A 16,642-nucleotide genomic window follows, 5' to 3' on the forward strand; every position below is an offset into this window, starting at 1 on the left:
AAACTATGAAAAAAATATATTTATTTTTATTTTCTGCTTTATCCCTGACCACGGTAAAAGCTCAAAATAAATTCAACTTATTGGTTGGAACTTACACAAATACCTGTCAAAGCAACGGAATTTATGTTTATGAATTTGATGCATCTTCCGGCGGTTTAAAATTAAAGAATTCTTCAGAAAATGTTATCAGTCCAAGTTATTTATCGGTTTCTGCTGATAATAAATTTATCTATGCTGTAAACGAAAACGGAACTCAAAGTGCTGTCAGTTCTTTTAGTTATAATTCAGCTTCAGGAAAAATAAAGTTATTGAATACAAATGCTTCTTTAGGTGCAGATCCATGTCATTTAATTAATGATGATAAAAATGTAATTGTTGCCAATTATTCTGGCGGAAACATTGTCGTTTTTAAGAAAAAGCCAAATGGAAGTCTTACTGAAGTGCAGCAAATAATTCAGCATGAAGGAAAAGGACCAAACGCAGCGCGTCAGGAAAAAGCGCACGTGCATATGGTTGTTTTTTCACCAGATAAAAAATTCGTTTTGTCTAATGATTTAGGTTTAGATAAAGTGTTTATTTATAAGTACAACCCGAATTCTACAAACGAAATGCTGATGCTTAAAGGAAGTGTTGATGTAAAGAAAGGAAGCGGACCAAGACATTTGACTTTTAGTAAAGATGGTAAATTTGTGTATTTGGTTCAGGAACTAGACGGAACTTTAACGACTTTTAGTTATGATAAAACTGGAAATCTAAAACTAATTGCCGAAACAAGCATTCTTCCAAAAGGTTTTACCGGCGGAACAGGTGCGGCGGCAATTAAAATTTCGCCAGACGGAAACTTTTTATATGTTTCTGATCGTGTAGACGCAAACTCTATTTCGGTTTATAAAATCCTTAAAACAGGAGCAATTGAATTGGTAGAGCAGCAAAGCACTTTAGGAAAAGGTCCAAGAGATTTCGCTATTGACCCAACAGGAAATTACCTTTTAGTTGGACATCAATATACAAATGATATCATTATTTTTAAAAGAGACAAAAAAACTGGAAAAATCACAGACACCGGAAAAAGAATCGAGTTGTGCTCGCCGGTTGGATTGGTTTTTACGAAAATATAGCTTTTTTTAAGGGACAAAGGCTCAGAGATGCAAAGGTTCAAAGGCAAAAAAGGCTCAAAAATAAACTTTATTTTTGAGCCTTTTTTATATTTAAAAATAGCAAAACCTCTGAAGCTTTGCCTCTTTGAACCTTTGTAACTTTTAAGAAAATCTATTTATCCTTATCTTTTCTCTTCTTATCTCTAGTCTTCAGCATATTTCTGTTAACAGAACCATGTGTTTTCTTTTTTGTTTTTGAAGGGCCTCCAAGATTGACTTTTTTGTTCTTTTTCGATTTTTCATGAAAAGCACCATCGCCGTCTAATTTTGGTTTTTTCATTAAAAACTTAATCGGCTGTCTGTCTTTTTCAGGTTCTATTAATTTAGATGAAATCTCAACTTCTTCTGGGAAATCAGCGATTTTAAGTTCCTGATTCATTAAAACTTCGGCCTCGATTTTAAATTCTTCTTCACGTGGTGTAACAAAACTGATAGCGGTTCCTGTTGCATCAGCACGACCAGTACGCCCAATTCTATGCATGTAAAGTTCTGGTAATTCTGGAAGTTCGAAGTTTATAACGTGAGAGATATTCGAAATATCCAAACCTCTCGCCATAATATCGGTAGTAATTAATCCGCGCAGATTTCCTTCTTGAAATTCTGCCATTGTACTTAAACGATAATTCTGCGATTTATTAGAGTGAATTACTCCAAATTGTCCTTCAAACATTTCTTCAATACGAGTATGAAGCATGTCTGAAATCTTTTTATTATTAACAAAAATCAAAATACGTTCCATGCTTTCGTCCGTCTCTAGTAAATGCTTTAAAAGATTTACTTTAGTATTAAAGTTTGGAACATTATACGTAATCTGTGTTATTTTTTCTAACGGAGTTCCAGAAGCAGCTAAAGTAACTTCTTCAGGAAAATCAAAATAATCATTTAAAATCGCATCAACTTCGTCTGTCATTGTTGCCGAGAATAATATGTTTTGACGTTTTGGTTTCATCATTGCCAAAAGAGCTGTCAATTGCGCGCGGAAACCTAAATTCAACATTTCGTCAAATTCATCAATAACCAGTTTTTGAGTTTCGTCAAAGCGAACTACAGCATCCAGAGCTAAATCCATTGTACGACCTGGAGTTCCCACTAAAATATCGACACCTTCGTAAACAGCTTTCTTTTGTGTGTTAATGTTTACCCCACCGTAAATTCCTAAAGTTTTAACCGACATGTATTTAGTCAGTTTTTCAACTTCTTCTACAACCTGAACTACTAATTCTCTGGTTGGAACAAGAACTACAATTTTAGGTGTATTGGTGTTGGTAAATTTGTATAACTTTAGAAGCGGCAGTAAATAAGCAAGTGTTTTACCAGTTCCGGTTTGTGCAATTCCCATCATATCTCGCCCAGAAGTAATCACTGAAAAAGATTTTTCCTGAATAGGAGTTGGTGTAACAAACCCTAAATCGTCTATAGCTTTTTGTACTGATTTTGGAAGATTAAATTTTTCGAAAGTGCTCATTTGCTTTAAATTTTGTGCAAATGTACGTTAAATTCACGGTTTTTTGTTGAATTTGTAATTTTTGATGTCTTATTACCATCTTGAATGTCAGCCTGACATACAGATTTAAAATTTTAAAACCCTTCAAAAACTCCCAATCCAAACAAAGCAAAGTCATATTTTACAGGATCTTGCGCATCCATTTCTCTTAATTTTGTATCTAATTCCAGTAAAGCTTTTGCGTCGTTTTGCTTTCGCGAAAGAATTTCAAGTTTGCGGGCAACGTTTCCAGAATGTACATCAAGCGGACAAGATAGGGCAGCAGGAGAAATACTTTTCCAGATTCCTAAATCAACGCCTTTTGTATCTTGGCGTACCATCCAGCGCAGATACATGTTAATTCTTTTGGCAGCCGAATTGTTTAACGGATCTGAAATGTGTTTTTGCGTTCTCGCTAAATGATCGATCTCAAAGAATATTTTTTTGAATTCGTGAATACTTTTTTGCAGACTATTTTCTTGCTGGTTTTTAGCAAAAACAGCTTCAAGTCCGTTGTGGTTTTTATAAATATGCTTTAAACCTTTTATAAAACTAGAAAAATCATTTCCGTTAAAAGTTCGATGGACGAAAGTTTCAAGTCTGGCCAAATCTTTATCAGAATGTGACATGACAAAATCATAAGGTGTATTGCCCATTAATTCCATCATTTTATGTGAATTCTTAATAATCATTTTGCGGTTTCCCCAAGCGATAGATGCGCTTAAAAAACCAGCAATTTCAATATCTTCTTTTTGGCTGAAAAGATGTGGAATCTGTACAGGATCGCTTTCGATAAAATCCTGATTATTATATTGAATGACTTTTTCGTCTAAAAATTCTTTGAGTTCTTTTTTATTCATTTTTTGAGATTTTTTTTGCGTAAAATCCATCTTTTAATTCATTAGTACGCATTTGGGGAATGTACTGAAAGTATTTTTCAAAAGTATCAACTTGTTTTTTATTGACACAAGGTAAATCTCCATTACCGCTTGCCCATAAAAAAGCATTTTTTTGAGGAGAATTATACTTCAAATTTCCTAATTGTATAGTCTCGAAGGAGGTATTGCTTTTTGTATTTTGGTAAGGAAAAACAATATTGTTAATAGAAAATGTACTTATTTCCATCAACGATTTATGATTTGCAAGTTTACTTAGATTAAAAGGAAAAAATAAAATTAGTGCTATTGGGATTTGTGAAAGTGCTAATAGTGCATTTATTAGTTTTTTGTTCTGTATTAAACATATCAAACAAAAGACAGAGAAAAATAAAACAAAATGAATGAAAAAGCGATATTGTGGAGAGCTTATTAAAAGTAAGAATATTTGCAATATCATATTAACATAAATGAGCCAAAGAGCTTTTTCATTTTTAAATTTGTATATAAAAAAAGGTAAGGCTAGAATCAAAAAAACACTAAGTTTATTAAATAATCCATTCAGTTTTGGCAGCGTGATCCATCTTATAAATAAATCCCAAACCGACATTGAATTATATTGTTCCGCTGTAATAAAATAGCCATAATACTTCAGATTGTCATAATAAAAAGTCTGTATTGTACTCGGGATAGCATAATCTGTTGCAATTGCTGTGAATATTTTAGATGGGAAAAGAAGAGATCCACAGAGAATTAGGTTTTTAATGAAAAAGAGCACGATTATTAATGTGCTTAATAAAATCGGTTTTAGAAGTTTTCCTGATAACGTTTTGAAATTAAAAACTAATAAAATTAAAGGAAAAACTGCAAATGTCAGCGTTGTGTTTTTGATGTAGAGTAAAAAAAGAACTAAAATTAAGAGCAAACCAAATGTTTCAGAAGTTATTTGTTTGAAATTTTCTAAAAAATAAAAGAAAAAAATAAACGAGAAAATGTAAACAGGAATATCTGGAGAAGGTGCGCTTATAAATTGAAAAAAGAAAATATTAAATAAAGGAAGCAATCCAACTAACAGATAATTTTTGTTATCATTTTTGCTGTATTCATTTAGTTTCTGAATGGCAAATACATTTCCTAATAGTAAGCAAAAACCACTTAAATCATTGAAATTTTTATAAAAAAAGGAAAAATTAAAAACACTTTGCGTAATATGCCAGCCACTCGTCTGTCCATAAAATAAATGGAGATTTGAAATTCCTTTTACAAAGCCATATTCGTTAAGCCATTTTATAGTTTGAATATAATACGATTCGTTATCAATTACAAAAGGAATTGATGCACATTGTAAAATAATCAGAACAGAAATAATACCTAAAACGATTTTTAGTCTTTTTGGCAGTTGTTGTAATTCTAATAAAGATGTCTTGTAAAGATCAATAATCGAATTCTGAAATTTTAGAAATGAAAAAATATTCAGAAGTATTAAAAAAATATTAAATTCGATATTAATTCTTCCGAAAATTGCCCAAATACTTGCTAGTATAGTTGTTGAGAACAACCCAAGTATAGATGTAATTACAAAATTTTTATTGCTGAGATTCATTAATTTGTCGAAACTAACACCTAAATTAATGGTTGTGACTAAAATATAAATCCAGCTAATTATAATTAAAACCATTAATAAAGAATTTGCCCGTCAGACATTATCAATTTTCTATCAGCCATATTAGCCAATTCTTCGTTATGGGTTACGATGACAAAAGTCTGTCCGAATTCGTCTCGAAGCTGAAAAAATAATTGATGCAGGTTTTCGGCAGAATGCGTGTCTAGATTTCCAGAAGGTTCATCGGCAAAAATAACATCTGGTTTATTGATCAAAGCTCTTGCAACGGCCACACGCTGTTGTTCTCCGCCAGAAAGTTCGCTTGGCTTATGATTAATTCTGTGTGAAAGTCCTAAATAAGTAAGCAGTTTTTTAGCTTCGGCTTCGGTTTCTGAAGTTTTTTTTCCGGCGATATAAGCTGGGATACAAACGTTTTCTAGAGCTGTAAACTCGGGTAAAAGCTGATGAAACTGGAAAATAAAACCAAGGTTTAAATTTCTAAAATCGGATAATGTTTTGTCTTGTCTGCTTTTCTTTTTAAAATATCTGTTATAATAAACGAGCATTGAAAATATTGGCAGAAAAAGGACTCCAACTACTACTAATCTAAGTGTATCATCGAAAACTTTGGTTCTGAAAAACATCAAATAAACGGCCAAAACAACAATGTAAAGAGAGCCAGCCCAAGTAATGATTTTAAATGTCTTTTCTTGTTTTGAGTTATCGTTTTTGAGATCTTGTAATTCCAGTACATTTTTACCATTAATCGTTAATGATGAATCTGGACTATGATCTGGTTTGTCTAGAGTTCCTAAAATCTGCAGTAAAGTCGTTTTCCCCGCACCTGAAGCACCGACAATTGAAACAATTTCGCCTTTTTTAATATGTAAATCGACTCCTTTTAAAACTTCAAGTTTGTCGTAGAATTTATGTATGTTTTTTGCGTGTATCATTTAGAAAACTCTTTTTACAAAGAAACGAAGATTATGTATAGAATCAAATTTCAATGTCTTAAATTCCAAATTCCAATTTAATACCATTAAAGATCGGATTGAAATCTATGATAAAAAGGTACGTTTCTTGATATGGGAATTGTGGAAATTAAATAGGAAAAAGAAATAACAGGATTTAAGGGTTTATTTTTAATTTCGAATAAACTTCAAATAGAGATCAAAATGCAAGATTTAAATGTTGTTGAAGATAACAGAACGTCCAAATTAATAATCGGTTTAATTTTGGATGCTATTGGTATGGTTTCATTTTCGATTCCGCTAGTAGGCGAATTTTCGGATGTGATTTGGGCGCCAATTGCTGCTTTTATTATGACTAGAATGTATAAAGGACGCGTAGGAAGGGTGGCAAGTATTTTGACTTTTGTAGAAGAAATTATACCTTTTACGGATGTAATTCCTTCTTTTACATTAACATGGATTTATACTTATTTCTTTCAAAAAAATAAAGACGGCTTATAAAACCGTCTTTAATCATGTCTTTTATTGAACAATTATTTTTTTGATGTATTGTGTTTTCTTTGTTTGAGGATTAACAACTTTAATTAGAAACACTCCTTTTGAATATAAGTGAATTGTTTCGGCTGTATTGGTTCTAATATTTTGTTGTATTAACTCTTTTCCAGCAATATCATAGATTTTAAGATCGGCAGTTTCTGTTTCTTCATTGCTAATAAAGACTGAAAAAGACCCCCTGCTCGGAATTGGCCATACATTAAAAGAGTTGTCTTTTGGTTCTTTAACAACTTCGTTAATACCTAAAGTTAAACTTTGTCCGCTTATAATATTTATCTTTCTTTTCATAGTGCCGCCTTCAGAATCGGTAACTGTAAACTCAAAAGAGCATAATCCGTTGGCTGCTGGTGAAAATGCAACTGTATCAGTATTAAGTACTGCATTTCCGTTCACAACATTTGAAATAGCATATGAAACACCACTTGTAAATCCTCTTGATAATTTTTGAATATTGATGTCAATTTTTGTTCCTTCTGGAGATTCATAATGTGGTAAAGACATCCATTGCAGGTATTTGTCAAGATTTGTGTATCCATCTAAATCGTTATCAGCATTTGCATCTGAAAAATCACCAATTGCAGAGTTTGCATTAGTTCCAATAATAGTTTCCCACCAATTTGGAAGTCCGTCTTGATCAGTATCCCAATTGGCATCTCTATTTACAATTGGGTAAATTTCAAATCCTCCAACATCAGCTTCGTTATCTGGAAATCCAGGTTTTCCAGTTACGCTTCCAACAGCAGAATAGGTTCCGTTTAAAGTTTCTGTGATAATTCTTTGATCATGTTCGTCAAATTCAGGCTGTGTACATCCCACATCCGACAGTACAATTTTATAAGCATTTTTGGCAGATTGCGTAGTTACAAAAGAAGGAAAAAAGGGTGTGTTGACAAAATTTTCATATGTAACAGTATTTCCTGAAGCTTTTCTTCCTGCAGTTTGATTGCTTTCGTCGAAATACCCCGGCATTACATTTCCGTTAAAATAACACTGCTGCATTCCAGTTCCAACACCTTCATTCTGCTGATTAAATGCTACAAATATTTTTGAGCCTGCGCCTGGTTTATAATAGTTGTTTACAAAATTCACTTCTTTGGTTCCACCGTCGGTTGTTCTGCTTCCCCAGTTGTAGACTACATTATTTGTGATGTCCATTCTGCCGGTATAGGCACCGCTTCCGTCTAATCCGCCGCCAAGACTCCAGTTACGACCGTAGCAGTGTGCTAGTAAATTATGATGAAAGCTTCCAATATCTCCACCAATTGTAGCTGCATAACCATGTTCTGTTCCTGTTGGATAATTTTGATGATTGGCAGCGTTTAGAGCTTCAGAAATAAGTGTTTTTTGCAGTGTTATATTTTTTCCTGATCGAGAGCTGAAAGATTCATCAATTGTCCAGCTGATGGAACAATGATCAATAATGCTATTGTCGGCGCCAGTTAATCCCATTCCGTCAAAAGTTGGTCCAGCTCCAATTCGAACTCTTAGATTTTGGACTACGGCATCATTTCCAGTAACTCCAAAAGGAGCAGAGCGAATGCAAATACCTTTGCCAGGCGCGGTTTGTCCTGCAACTGTAACGTAAGGCTGACTTAAAACAAGACGAGATTGTAATTGGATAATTCCCGAGGTATTAAAAATGATGGTTCTTGGTCCAATATCATTTGTAACAGCTTCACGGAAACTTCCAGGTCCGCTGTCGTTTAGATTAGTTACGGCAACTATTTTTCCGCCGCGACCGCCTCTTGCAAAACGACCATATCCCTCAGCTTCTGGAAATGCAAGCTGTGCTGGACGAAAACGCCAGATATTTCCTTTTTCAACTCCATTTGCAAGAACTTCATCAATACGCCAATAATAAGTAGCTCCCGTATATAGTCCGTTTACTTGATAAGAAGTGTTAGCTAAAGCTTGATTTCCTTTGTATTCTGGTGAAGATGTGGTAGCATTATCTACAGACGCTTGATCTGTACCGAAATAAATGTTGTGCGAAACCGCATTTGCCGCCGCGGTCCATTGCAGTAATTTACCGCCAGAAGTTAATTCAACATGTTCGTCATTTTGTTTCGGATTTGGATTTGTGGCTTGATAAAAAATATTAGGTGTATTAAGTTCAAAACCGTTAAGCATAATATTTTTAATATTTTCTGTACCTGAGGTTTCTGCAGCAATTAAAATCACAACATCTGTGCCTGTTACAGCTTGAAATTTTAAGTAAGTAGATTTGGCATCGGCAGTTTTAAGAGCTCTTACAGACGGAATTAAATTATCGACAACCAAATTTGCATTAATAGAAATATCAATTGGGCTAAAGTTATTTCCAGACGGACTGTCTACAGCATTAAAAAACGCTAAAAAGGAATGTTCGCCAGTTGTTAATCCGCTTATTTTAAGTTCTATCTGTGCTCCTAGATTTGCAGTTGTTCCTTTTACAGTTAGACCATCGCTCACTAATCTGGCATAGTATGGGGCTTGTATTCCTGCTTTGTACCAGTTTGTTCCTAGAGCATCTCCTTTGTCTCCAACTCTGGTTACAGTAAATGTAACTCCATTTTCTGTATAAGTGTTGGTATTTCCAGAGGCTATTACCCAAGTTGTGTAATCTGGATCGTTTACTTCGGCTTTAGGTCTTCCTGATTGATCAAAGTCAATTTTGACGATTGGATTTTGGGCAAAAATTAAAGTCATCGGCGCAATGAGGCAGGTTATGGCCGATATCACGGAGAGTTTTAAGTAATTTTTCAGCATGTCAATAGTGGTTTGGTTAGTAAGTAAAATAATCTTAGTTAGAAAATAATTTTAAACAACTGATTATCAGGTTTAAAAAACGGTTTTCACTACTGTAAAGATTATTATTACTTTAAAACAAACCATCCTGCTCCATCCTGTTCTGTATGCTGTTTTCGTAGTAAATTAATATAAAAAAACGGATTATACTTTTTTTATATCAATTTTTTACATTGTTTACATTAGGTGAATAAAGGGATTGAGTAAAAATGAATTGGTTTGAGAGAAAAAGATTTCCTTGATTTGAAGAAATTAAAATAAATAAAATATTGTGATTAAGAATAGGTCTTAACCAGAACGGTTTGTTTTTAAAAGAAATAATAAAATTAATCTTTAAAAAGAAATCCAAGCCCCATTCTTTTGAGCATTTTCTTTTCGAAATTCCAGAAGAAACGGAATTGACCAAATAGGGTTCCTATGGCAACTAATAAAACTTGGTAAATAGGAAAAATGATTAATAAACGGATTAAAGTAAACCAAACAGCCCCGAAATCTTCTTTGTAAATTCCGATCCAGTCGCAGAAAGGTCTAGAAATCCATGCAGATGCTGATCCAGTGATAGCAAAAACAATAAATATGATTATGGCTTGTAGGTTGGATGTGATTCCCCAGCGTTTTTTAAGTCTGTCCATTATTTATTTATAACCATTACAAATATACTAACATTATCTTTGCGGAACATACCCAGCGAGCTTTTGTTTGTAAGTATTTTGAAAATAAATCATATAGTTATAAATTAAATAATTCACTTCGTATCCATAACGAATCTGCGGTTGGTAATCTATAGTCATTTCGTATAAATTCGGATTGTAACGATTGGGTTGTGAAGCTCGAATGTTCCATTCCACAACATATTGATAATTTTTATTTTCGAGATAATTTAATGTATAATAATGTCTGGGAAGCGCACGTGAATTTAACCAGGTATTGAAACCATTATCTATAATTATTACTTCGTATTCTAAAGAATCGTTTGCAATTCTAACAGTATCATTTCCCTTTTTGTTTACTGCATTATTATTGCTCGCAATATTATTCTGCGAAGCTGTTGAACAAGCAATTACTGTTAATACTACAATCAATATGGAAACGCATTTTTTCATGATTTAAATTTACGAATTTTTTTTAAGGTTCAGAGGAACAAAGGTTTAAAGTAACAAAGGTTTAACTTCTTACTTATAAAAATAAAAACTGATTACAATTTGCAATCAGTTTTTAGAGTTTTCTTAAGGCCTTTGTTCCTTTGTCACTTTAAACCTTTGTACCTAGACTATTTACGACTATTTACTTCCAAACAATTTTCCAATAAATCCAGCTATACCGCCTTTGCTTTTGGTTACTACAAGAACATCAGTAACATCTACTTTTCCGTCGTTGTTTTGGTCTAGACCGAATTGCATTCCGTATTTAGAAATGGTATCCATTATTCCTGAAGCTTGTCCGCTGTTTCCTGAAATAGAGTTGATGATGTCAGAAATTTGAAAACTATTATCGTTTGGATCTTTTGCTTTATTAACTAAAGAACCTAAAATCTGCGGAATTAAATTAGACGCAACTCCGTTTGAGTCTGCACTGCTTAGTCCAAATTTCTGACCAAGACTGCCGCTTAATTGTTGTTGAATTTGTTGTACTACAGGATTTGAACTATCAATAGCTTCTTTACCGCTAAACAATCCTGCAATTTGTTCGGTTCCGCCTTCAGAAACAATCTTTTTTAAACTTTCAAAAATAGAACTACTGGTTTCATTGATTACGGCTTCGTTGTGTTCGTTTGGAACAGCGTTATTGTTGACAACTGCATCGCCTCCATATTGTTGTACTAATTGGGTTAATTGTTCAAACATGATTTTTAGGATTTAGATTAGAACTCAAATTTAAACAAAAAAAAAGAAAGGGATTTATTAAACGATGTTAATAAATCCCTTGTAAGTGATTTAATTATAGTTGATTAGCTTAACAAAGTAATAATTTGTGAAGCTAGCTCTGTACCAATTCTATCTTGTGCCTCTCCAGTTGCAGCTCCAATGTGCGGGGTCAAAGAGATTTTAGAGTGCATTAAAATTGCCATTTCTGGTTTTGGCTCGTTTTCAAAAACATCTAATCCAGCAAAAGCAACTTTTCCAGAATCTAATGCTTTTACTAAAGCAACCTCGTCAATAACACCTCCACGAGCACAGTTAACAATTCCAACGCCATCTTTCATGATTTCAAATTCTTTCTCTCCAATGATGTAACCATTTTGAGCAGGAACGTGTAATGTGATGAAATCAGCTTCTTTAAATAAAGATTCTAAAGATTGAGAAACTACTTTAGTTGTGATAGATTGTCCGTCAAAAAATTCAACTTTAATATCTACTTCCGGAATAAAACTATCTGCAGCGATAACTTTCATTCCTAAACCAAGAGCCATTTTTGCAGTAGCCTGACCAATACGGCCAATACCAACAATACCCAAAGTTTTACCTCTTAATTCAGTTCCGTTAGCGTAAGCTTTTTTCAAACCGTCAAAATTAGTATCTCCTTCAAGAGGCATATTTCTGTTAGAATCATGTAAAAAACGTACACCATTAAATAAGTGTCCAAACACTAATTCAGCAACAGATTCTGAAGATGAAGCTGGAGTATTGATTACATGGATTCCTTTGCTTTTAGCGTAGTCAACATCAATGTTATCCATACCAACACCACCACGTCCGATAATTTTAATACCAGGACAAGCGTCAATAATGTCTTTACGAACTTTAGTTGCACTACGAACTAAAATTACGTCAATATTGTTTTCATTTATATAGTTAGCTACTTGTTCTTGAGCTACTTTTGTAGTTATAACTTCAAATCCGCCTTTTTCTAAGGCTAGAATTCCACTTTTAGAAATTCCATCATTTGCTAATACTTTCATTGTGTGTTTATTGTTTATTTGGTGAATCGTGTAAAGGTTTAACTGTTTATACGTTTAATTGTTTAATCGATGAACCAACTATTTGATTTTTCTTTTTTTTTTGATATTTTTAGCTGAAAACTGAGACTGAGACTGAAACTGAAACTGAAAACTAAACTTTAGATTCCAATGCTTTCATTACATCAACCAAAACCTGAACGCTTTCGATTGGCATTGCGTTGTAAATAGAAGCTCTGTAACCACCAACAGAACGGTGTCCTGGTAATCCTGAGATATTTGCTTCTTTCCATAAAGCATCAAATGTTGCTGTATGATCTGGATTGTTCAATAAGAAAGTTACATTCATATTCGAACGATCTTCAACTGCTGCTGCGCCTTTGAATAATGGGTTTCTGTCGATTTCAGCGTAAAGTAAAGCTGCTTTTGCGTTGTTTAATTTTTCAACAGCAGCAATTCCGCCTTTTTCTTTGATCCATTGTAAAGTTAAAAGAGAAACGTAAACAGAGAAAACAGGAGGAGTATTGTACATACTTTCTGCTTTGATATGTTTAGCATAATCTAACATACTAGGAATTGTTCTTCCATTTTTGCCTAAGATTTCTTCTTTAACCACAACAAGAGTAGTTCCGGCAGGTCCCATATTTTTTTGAGCTCCAGCGTAAATCAAATCAAATTTAGAAAAATCTAATTCGCGTGAAAAAATATCAGAACTCATATCGCATACAACAGGAATATTTGTTGCTGGGAAATCTTTCATTTGAGTTCCAAAAATGGTGTTATTACTTGTGCAGTGGAAATAATCAGCATCAGCTGGGATTTCGTAACCTTTTGGAATATGAGTATAATTGTCGTCTTTTGAAGAACCAACGATAACAGTTTCTCCAAAAAGTTTAGCTTCTTTAATAGCAGCAGTTGCCCATGTTCCTGAGTCTAAATAAGCTGCTTTTCCATTTTCTTTCATTAAGTTATATGGAGCCATTAAGAATGCTGTACTTGCACCACCTTGTAAAAATAAAGCTTGATAACCTTTTCCTTGAAGTCCTAATAATTCTAAAGCAAGGGATCGAGCTTCTTCCATAACGGCAACAAAATCTTTGCTTCTGTGCGAAATTTCAAGAATAGATAATCCTGAATCATTAAAATTTAAAATTGCTTTTGATGCTTTCTCAAAAACTTCCTGAGGTAAAATACTTGGTCCTGCGCTGTAGTTGTGTTTTTTCATGGTTGTTGTTAATAGTCGAAAATTTTAAAGACGCAAATTTCGGTAATAAGAGCCGAAAAAGCGTTAAAATATTCGAAATAATTAAACATTTTATTACTTTGTTGTTAACAAAAACGTTATAGTATCGACATTATCTGGATAATCCCACAATTGCGGTTTTTGCGTTTCTCCGAATGCAATACTGTCACTTGTTAAATTGGTACCAACAATGCATTGAATTTGCTCTGAATCGGTTTCAAGGCGTTTTTGAAGTTCTTCAAGGTTTTCATAATATTCATAAAAAACACTTGAAATAGGAGAGGCGTAGCTCGAATCTTCTTTCAAGGTTAGAAAACCATTGTCTAACAATTTAAAATTACTCATTAAAAATACAGCTTTATTGTAATCGTAATTATTAGCATACTTTTCATAATGAATAACATCCTGATATTTGAAAATGGCCTGAAAAAAGGCATCAAAAGAATATTCTTTAGGGACAAAAAGTTTAGAAACATTTCGGCATCCTAAACCAAAATATCTAAAAATATCTTCGCCTAATTGTTCTAATTCTTCATGGGTTTCTTTACCCGTTAAAATAGCTGCTGAATTTCGGTTTTTGCGAATAATCGATGGCTTATCTTTAAAATAGTATTCGAAATAGCGAGAAGTATTGTTGCTTCCTGTAGCAATTACAGCATCGAAATTTTCTAGTTTTCCTTCCACGAAAGTGATCTTATCTTTCAAACTTTCATCTACAGCAATTAAATACTTGGCCAAAAAAGGCAGTAAATGCTGGTCATTTGATGAAGTTTTGATTAAAGCTTTGTTGCCTGTAATTAAAACCGATAAAAAATCATGAAAACCAACTAACGGAATATTTCCAGCTAATATTAAAGCAACAGTTTTTTCTCTGCTGTCATTTTGAGCGAAGTCAGTTTCGTATTGAGAAAGCCATTTTTCGAGGTTTTCTTCTGTTAAAGCTTCTGCCCAAGACTGTAATGCGAAATAAACCTGTTCAGGAGTATACCATCCGTTATGGGATTGGGATAAATGGATCAGACTTTTAAAATCTTCAAAAAAGATATCATTATATAAAACGTCAGATTTTTGCACCGATTGCTCTTCAGAAAACTGACTTAAAAATTTTCCTAATTCAACAAAAACACTTTTTTTTGTTTCTAATGTCATAATGTTTGCTTATGAATTGTTTTGATTGTAATTTTGCACAAAAATAAGCTATATTACGTTATAAGGCAAAGTAGATTCAAATCTTTGATATTTTAAACTTATATTCTTATAACTTTTAACATGTAACTACGAAAAAGATGGCAATTATAATAACTGACGAATGCATAAACTGCGGGGCCTGCGAACCAGAGTGCCCGAATACAGCAATATATGAAGGAGCAGATGACTGGAGATATAAAGATGGAACAAGTCTTACTGGAAAGATAGTTTTACCTGACGGAACTGAAGTTGATGCAGACGATGCTCAAACTCCAATTTCTGACGAGGTTTACTATATCGTGCCAGGAAAATGTACAGAATGTAAAGGTTTCCACGATGAGCCTCAATGTGCTGCGGTTTGTCCGGTAGACTGTTGTGTGCCAGATGATAATCACGTAGAAGACGAAGAAACTTTGTTACAAAGACAAGCGTTTTTACACGGAGAATAATTACTTTAAAGTTATTTAAAATATAATCCTGAGTTTATGCTCAGGATTTTTTTTGCTTAAAATTGAAATATTTTCGGGACCTTATTGTATTGATAACTAATGATTTATTTTTGGGTATTGATTTATTAACAAAAATTTAATACTTTAGTTGAAAATTTAATAACGCCTATGAAGAAACTACTACTTTTATTTGTCGTATTACTCAATAATGTAAGCGTTTTTGCACAAAGCGAAGAGTATTCTATTCTTGTAAAAGATATTGAAACTTTAAAGCCAATCGAAAATGCAACTGTGGTTATCTTAAAAACCAAACAAGTTTTGCTGACTAACGAAGATGGTAAAGTTACATTTGTTTTAAACGGCGGCTCAAATGTGCAGGTTTCAGAAATGAATTATGAAAATTTGACAATCCGCTGGGCTTCTTTAAAAGAAAATGAGTTTATAGTTTACCTCAAAAACAAGAAAGAAAACTTAGATGAAGTTGTTGTATCAAAAGAAAATCCTCAAAAAACACTTCAAAAAATAGTTTCAAATTCAAAAGATAAAATAAGTATTTCACATCGATTAAAAGTTTATGTTCGAGAATTTTTTATGCTCGACAACCAATATTCCTATTATAATGACGGATTGGTTAATTTTCAATTCAATAAAAATAACACAACCACTTTACTGGTAGAACAAAACCGCTCTTACGGATTACTGGAAACAGATGTAAGCGCAGATTTAATGGGATATAATTTGAATAATATAATGGAGAATTATTCAAATTTTAAATATTTTGAACCTTTGTTAGATTCTAAAGCAAAGAAAGAATATGATTTTACTATTAAAGGGCATGCTAAAAATAAAGAGTATTACGTAATGTCTGTTAATCCGCTGGATAAAGCTAAAGAAGCAGTCGATAATTTTGAAATTATTTATGATCCAGTAAAAAAAATAATTTTAGAATTTACTATATCTGTAACTCCGGCGAGTCTTGATAAAATAGAAGATAAAACAAAGGTTGGAGACAAAAATATTACCAAATCGTTTGTAAAAGTGAATTATCGCTGGGATGGAACCGATTATTATCTGCTAAGTTCTAATGAAGAAATTGGATATACCGTGATTTTAAAAGATAAAGCTAAAAATATTCAAGTCAGAAATAGTTTTGTGACGACAGGTTTTAATAAACAAAACTTCACGTATAGCGAAAGTGATGTCTTTAAAGAAAAATCCCTTTTTAATAAACGAAATAAAATCTTAACTAATTATTGGGATATTTCTGGTTTTACCGCTACTGATGAAGAAAAAGCAATTATTGCCTCTTTAGAATTTAAATTGTAATTATATAAACAGAAAAAAATCCTGAACTTAATTGTTCAGGATTTTTTATTTATAAACTATTGATAAATGGATTGTCAGGCTGAGCGAAGTCGAAGCCCCGCAAAGATTT

14 protein-coding genes and 2 pseudogenes are annotated in these 16,642 nt (G+C 32.9%); 4 read left to right on the top strand and 12 right to left on the bottom strand.

The genetic code is table 11. From position 1 onward, the window contains the following. The first annotated feature begins 5 nt into the window (after positions 1–5). Positions 6–1,118: a lactonase family protein gene (locus tag QMG60_RS11605; protein WP_281864987.1), complete on the top strand. Its 1,113-nt coding sequence runs from the start codon at positions 6–8 to the stop codon at positions 1,116–1,118. A gap of 151 nt (positions 1,119–1,269) precedes the next feature. Here QMG60_RS11605 and QMG60_RS11610 read toward each other — a convergent pair whose 3' ends face one another. From QMG60_RS11610 to QMG60_RS11630, 5 genes and pseudogenes are all read right to left on the bottom strand, one after another. Further along, on the bottom strand, positions 1,270–2,622 hold the full coding sequence (locus QMG60_RS11610; RefSeq protein WP_057118742.1) for a DEAD/DEAH box helicase: 1,353 nt from the start codon (positions 2,620–2,622) through the stop codon (positions 1,270–1,272). A gap of 113 nt (positions 2,623–2,735) precedes the next feature. Then, positions 2,736–3,500 (bottom strand): TIGR02757 family protein, encoded by a 765-nt coding sequence (locus QMG60_RS11615; RefSeq protein ID WP_281864988.1) that lies wholly within the window; start codon positions 3,498–3,500, stop codon positions 2,736–2,738. Continuing rightward, complete coding sequence (locus QMG60_RS11620) at positions 3,493–5,193, bottom strand: hypothetical protein (protein WP_281864989.1); 1,701 nt, start codon at positions 5,191–5,193, stop codon at positions 3,493–3,495. Before QMG60_RS11620 ends, QMG60_RS11615 begins: the two co-directional genes overlap by 8 nt. After that, positions 5,193–5,639 (bottom strand): annotated as a pseudogene (locus QMG60_RS11625) (ABC transporter ATP-binding protein); the annotation flags it as partial. The pseudogene QMG60_RS11625 and the gene QMG60_RS11620, both read right to left, overlap by 1 nt. A gap of 213 nt (positions 5,640–5,852) precedes the next feature. Further along, positions 5,853–6,071 (bottom strand): annotated as a pseudogene (locus tag QMG60_RS11630) (ATP-binding cassette domain-containing protein); the annotation flags it as partial. 222 nt (positions 6,072–6,293) lie between these two features. On the opposite strand from QMG60_RS11630, the gene QMG60_RS11635 reads away from it, so the two are divergent. Beyond that, on the top strand, positions 6,294–6,590 hold the full coding sequence (locus QMG60_RS11635; protein WP_057118739.1) for a hypothetical protein: 297 nt from the start codon (positions 6,294–6,296) through the stop codon (positions 6,588–6,590). A 21-nt stretch (positions 6,591–6,611) separates the two neighbouring features. Here the strand turns inward: QMG60_RS11635 and QMG60_RS11640 are convergent, their stop codons facing one another. The 7 genes from QMG60_RS11640 to QMG60_RS11670 form a co-directional block, all read right to left on the bottom strand. After that, positions 6,612–9,392, bottom strand: coding sequence for a T9SS type A sorting domain-containing protein (locus QMG60_RS11640; RefSeq protein ID WP_281864990.1), 2,781 nt, complete (start codon positions 9,390–9,392; stop codon positions 6,612–6,614). A gap of 365 nt (positions 9,393–9,757) precedes the next feature. Beyond that, positions 9,758–10,063, bottom strand: a complete 306-nt coding sequence (locus QMG60_RS11645; RefSeq protein WP_057118734.1) for a DUF6787 family protein — start codon at positions 10,061–10,063, stop codon at positions 9,758–9,760. Positions 10,064–10,096: 33 nt separating this feature from the next. After that, positions 10,097–10,534, bottom strand: a complete 438-nt coding sequence (locus QMG60_RS11650; protein WP_134140887.1) for a DUF6146 family protein — start codon at positions 10,532–10,534, stop codon at positions 10,097–10,099. Positions 10,535–10,711: 177 nt separating this feature from the next. Further along, a complete protein-coding gene (locus QMG60_RS11655) occupies positions 10,712–11,275 on the bottom strand; it encodes a hypothetical protein (protein ID WP_281864991.1) in 564 nt (187 codons plus the stop codon). Positions 11,276–11,379: 104 nt separating this feature from the next. Next, positions 11,380–12,330, bottom strand: a complete 951-nt coding sequence (locus QMG60_RS11660) for a D-2-hydroxyacid dehydrogenase (protein WP_057118726.1) — start codon at positions 12,328–12,330, stop codon at positions 11,380–11,382. 151 nt (positions 12,331–12,481) lie between these two features. Further along, positions 12,482–13,552 (bottom strand): 3-phosphoserine/phosphohydroxythreonine transaminase, encoded by a 1,071-nt coding sequence (gene serC, locus QMG60_RS11665; RefSeq protein ID WP_281864992.1) that lies wholly within the window; start codon positions 13,550–13,552, stop codon positions 12,482–12,484. A 93-nt stretch (positions 13,553–13,645) separates the two neighbouring features. Beyond that, complete coding sequence (locus QMG60_RS11670; RefSeq protein ID WP_281864993.1) at positions 13,646–14,719, bottom strand: acyl-CoA reductase; 1,074 nt, start codon at positions 14,717–14,719, stop codon at positions 13,646–13,648. Positions 14,720–14,856: 137 nt separating this feature from the next. Here QMG60_RS11670 and QMG60_RS11675 point away from each other — a divergent pair, with 137 nt between their 5' ends. Both QMG60_RS11675 and QMG60_RS11680 read left to right on the top strand, forming a co-directional pair. Next, positions 14,857–15,207, top strand: coding sequence for a 4Fe-4S dicluster domain-containing protein (locus QMG60_RS11675; protein ID WP_057118719.1), 351 nt, complete (start codon positions 14,857–14,859; stop codon positions 15,205–15,207). A 168-nt stretch (positions 15,208–15,375) separates the two neighbouring features. Then, a complete protein-coding gene (locus QMG60_RS11680) occupies positions 15,376–16,533 on the top strand; it encodes a hypothetical protein (protein ID WP_281864994.1) in 1,158 nt (385 codons plus the stop codon). The last annotated feature ends 109 nt before the right edge of the window (positions 16,534–16,642 follow it).

Origin of the sequence: Flavobacterium sp. GSB-24 (assembly GCF_027924665.1) — a bacterium.
GTDB lineage: Bacteria > Bacteroidota > Bacteroidia > Flavobacteriales > Flavobacteriaceae > Flavobacterium.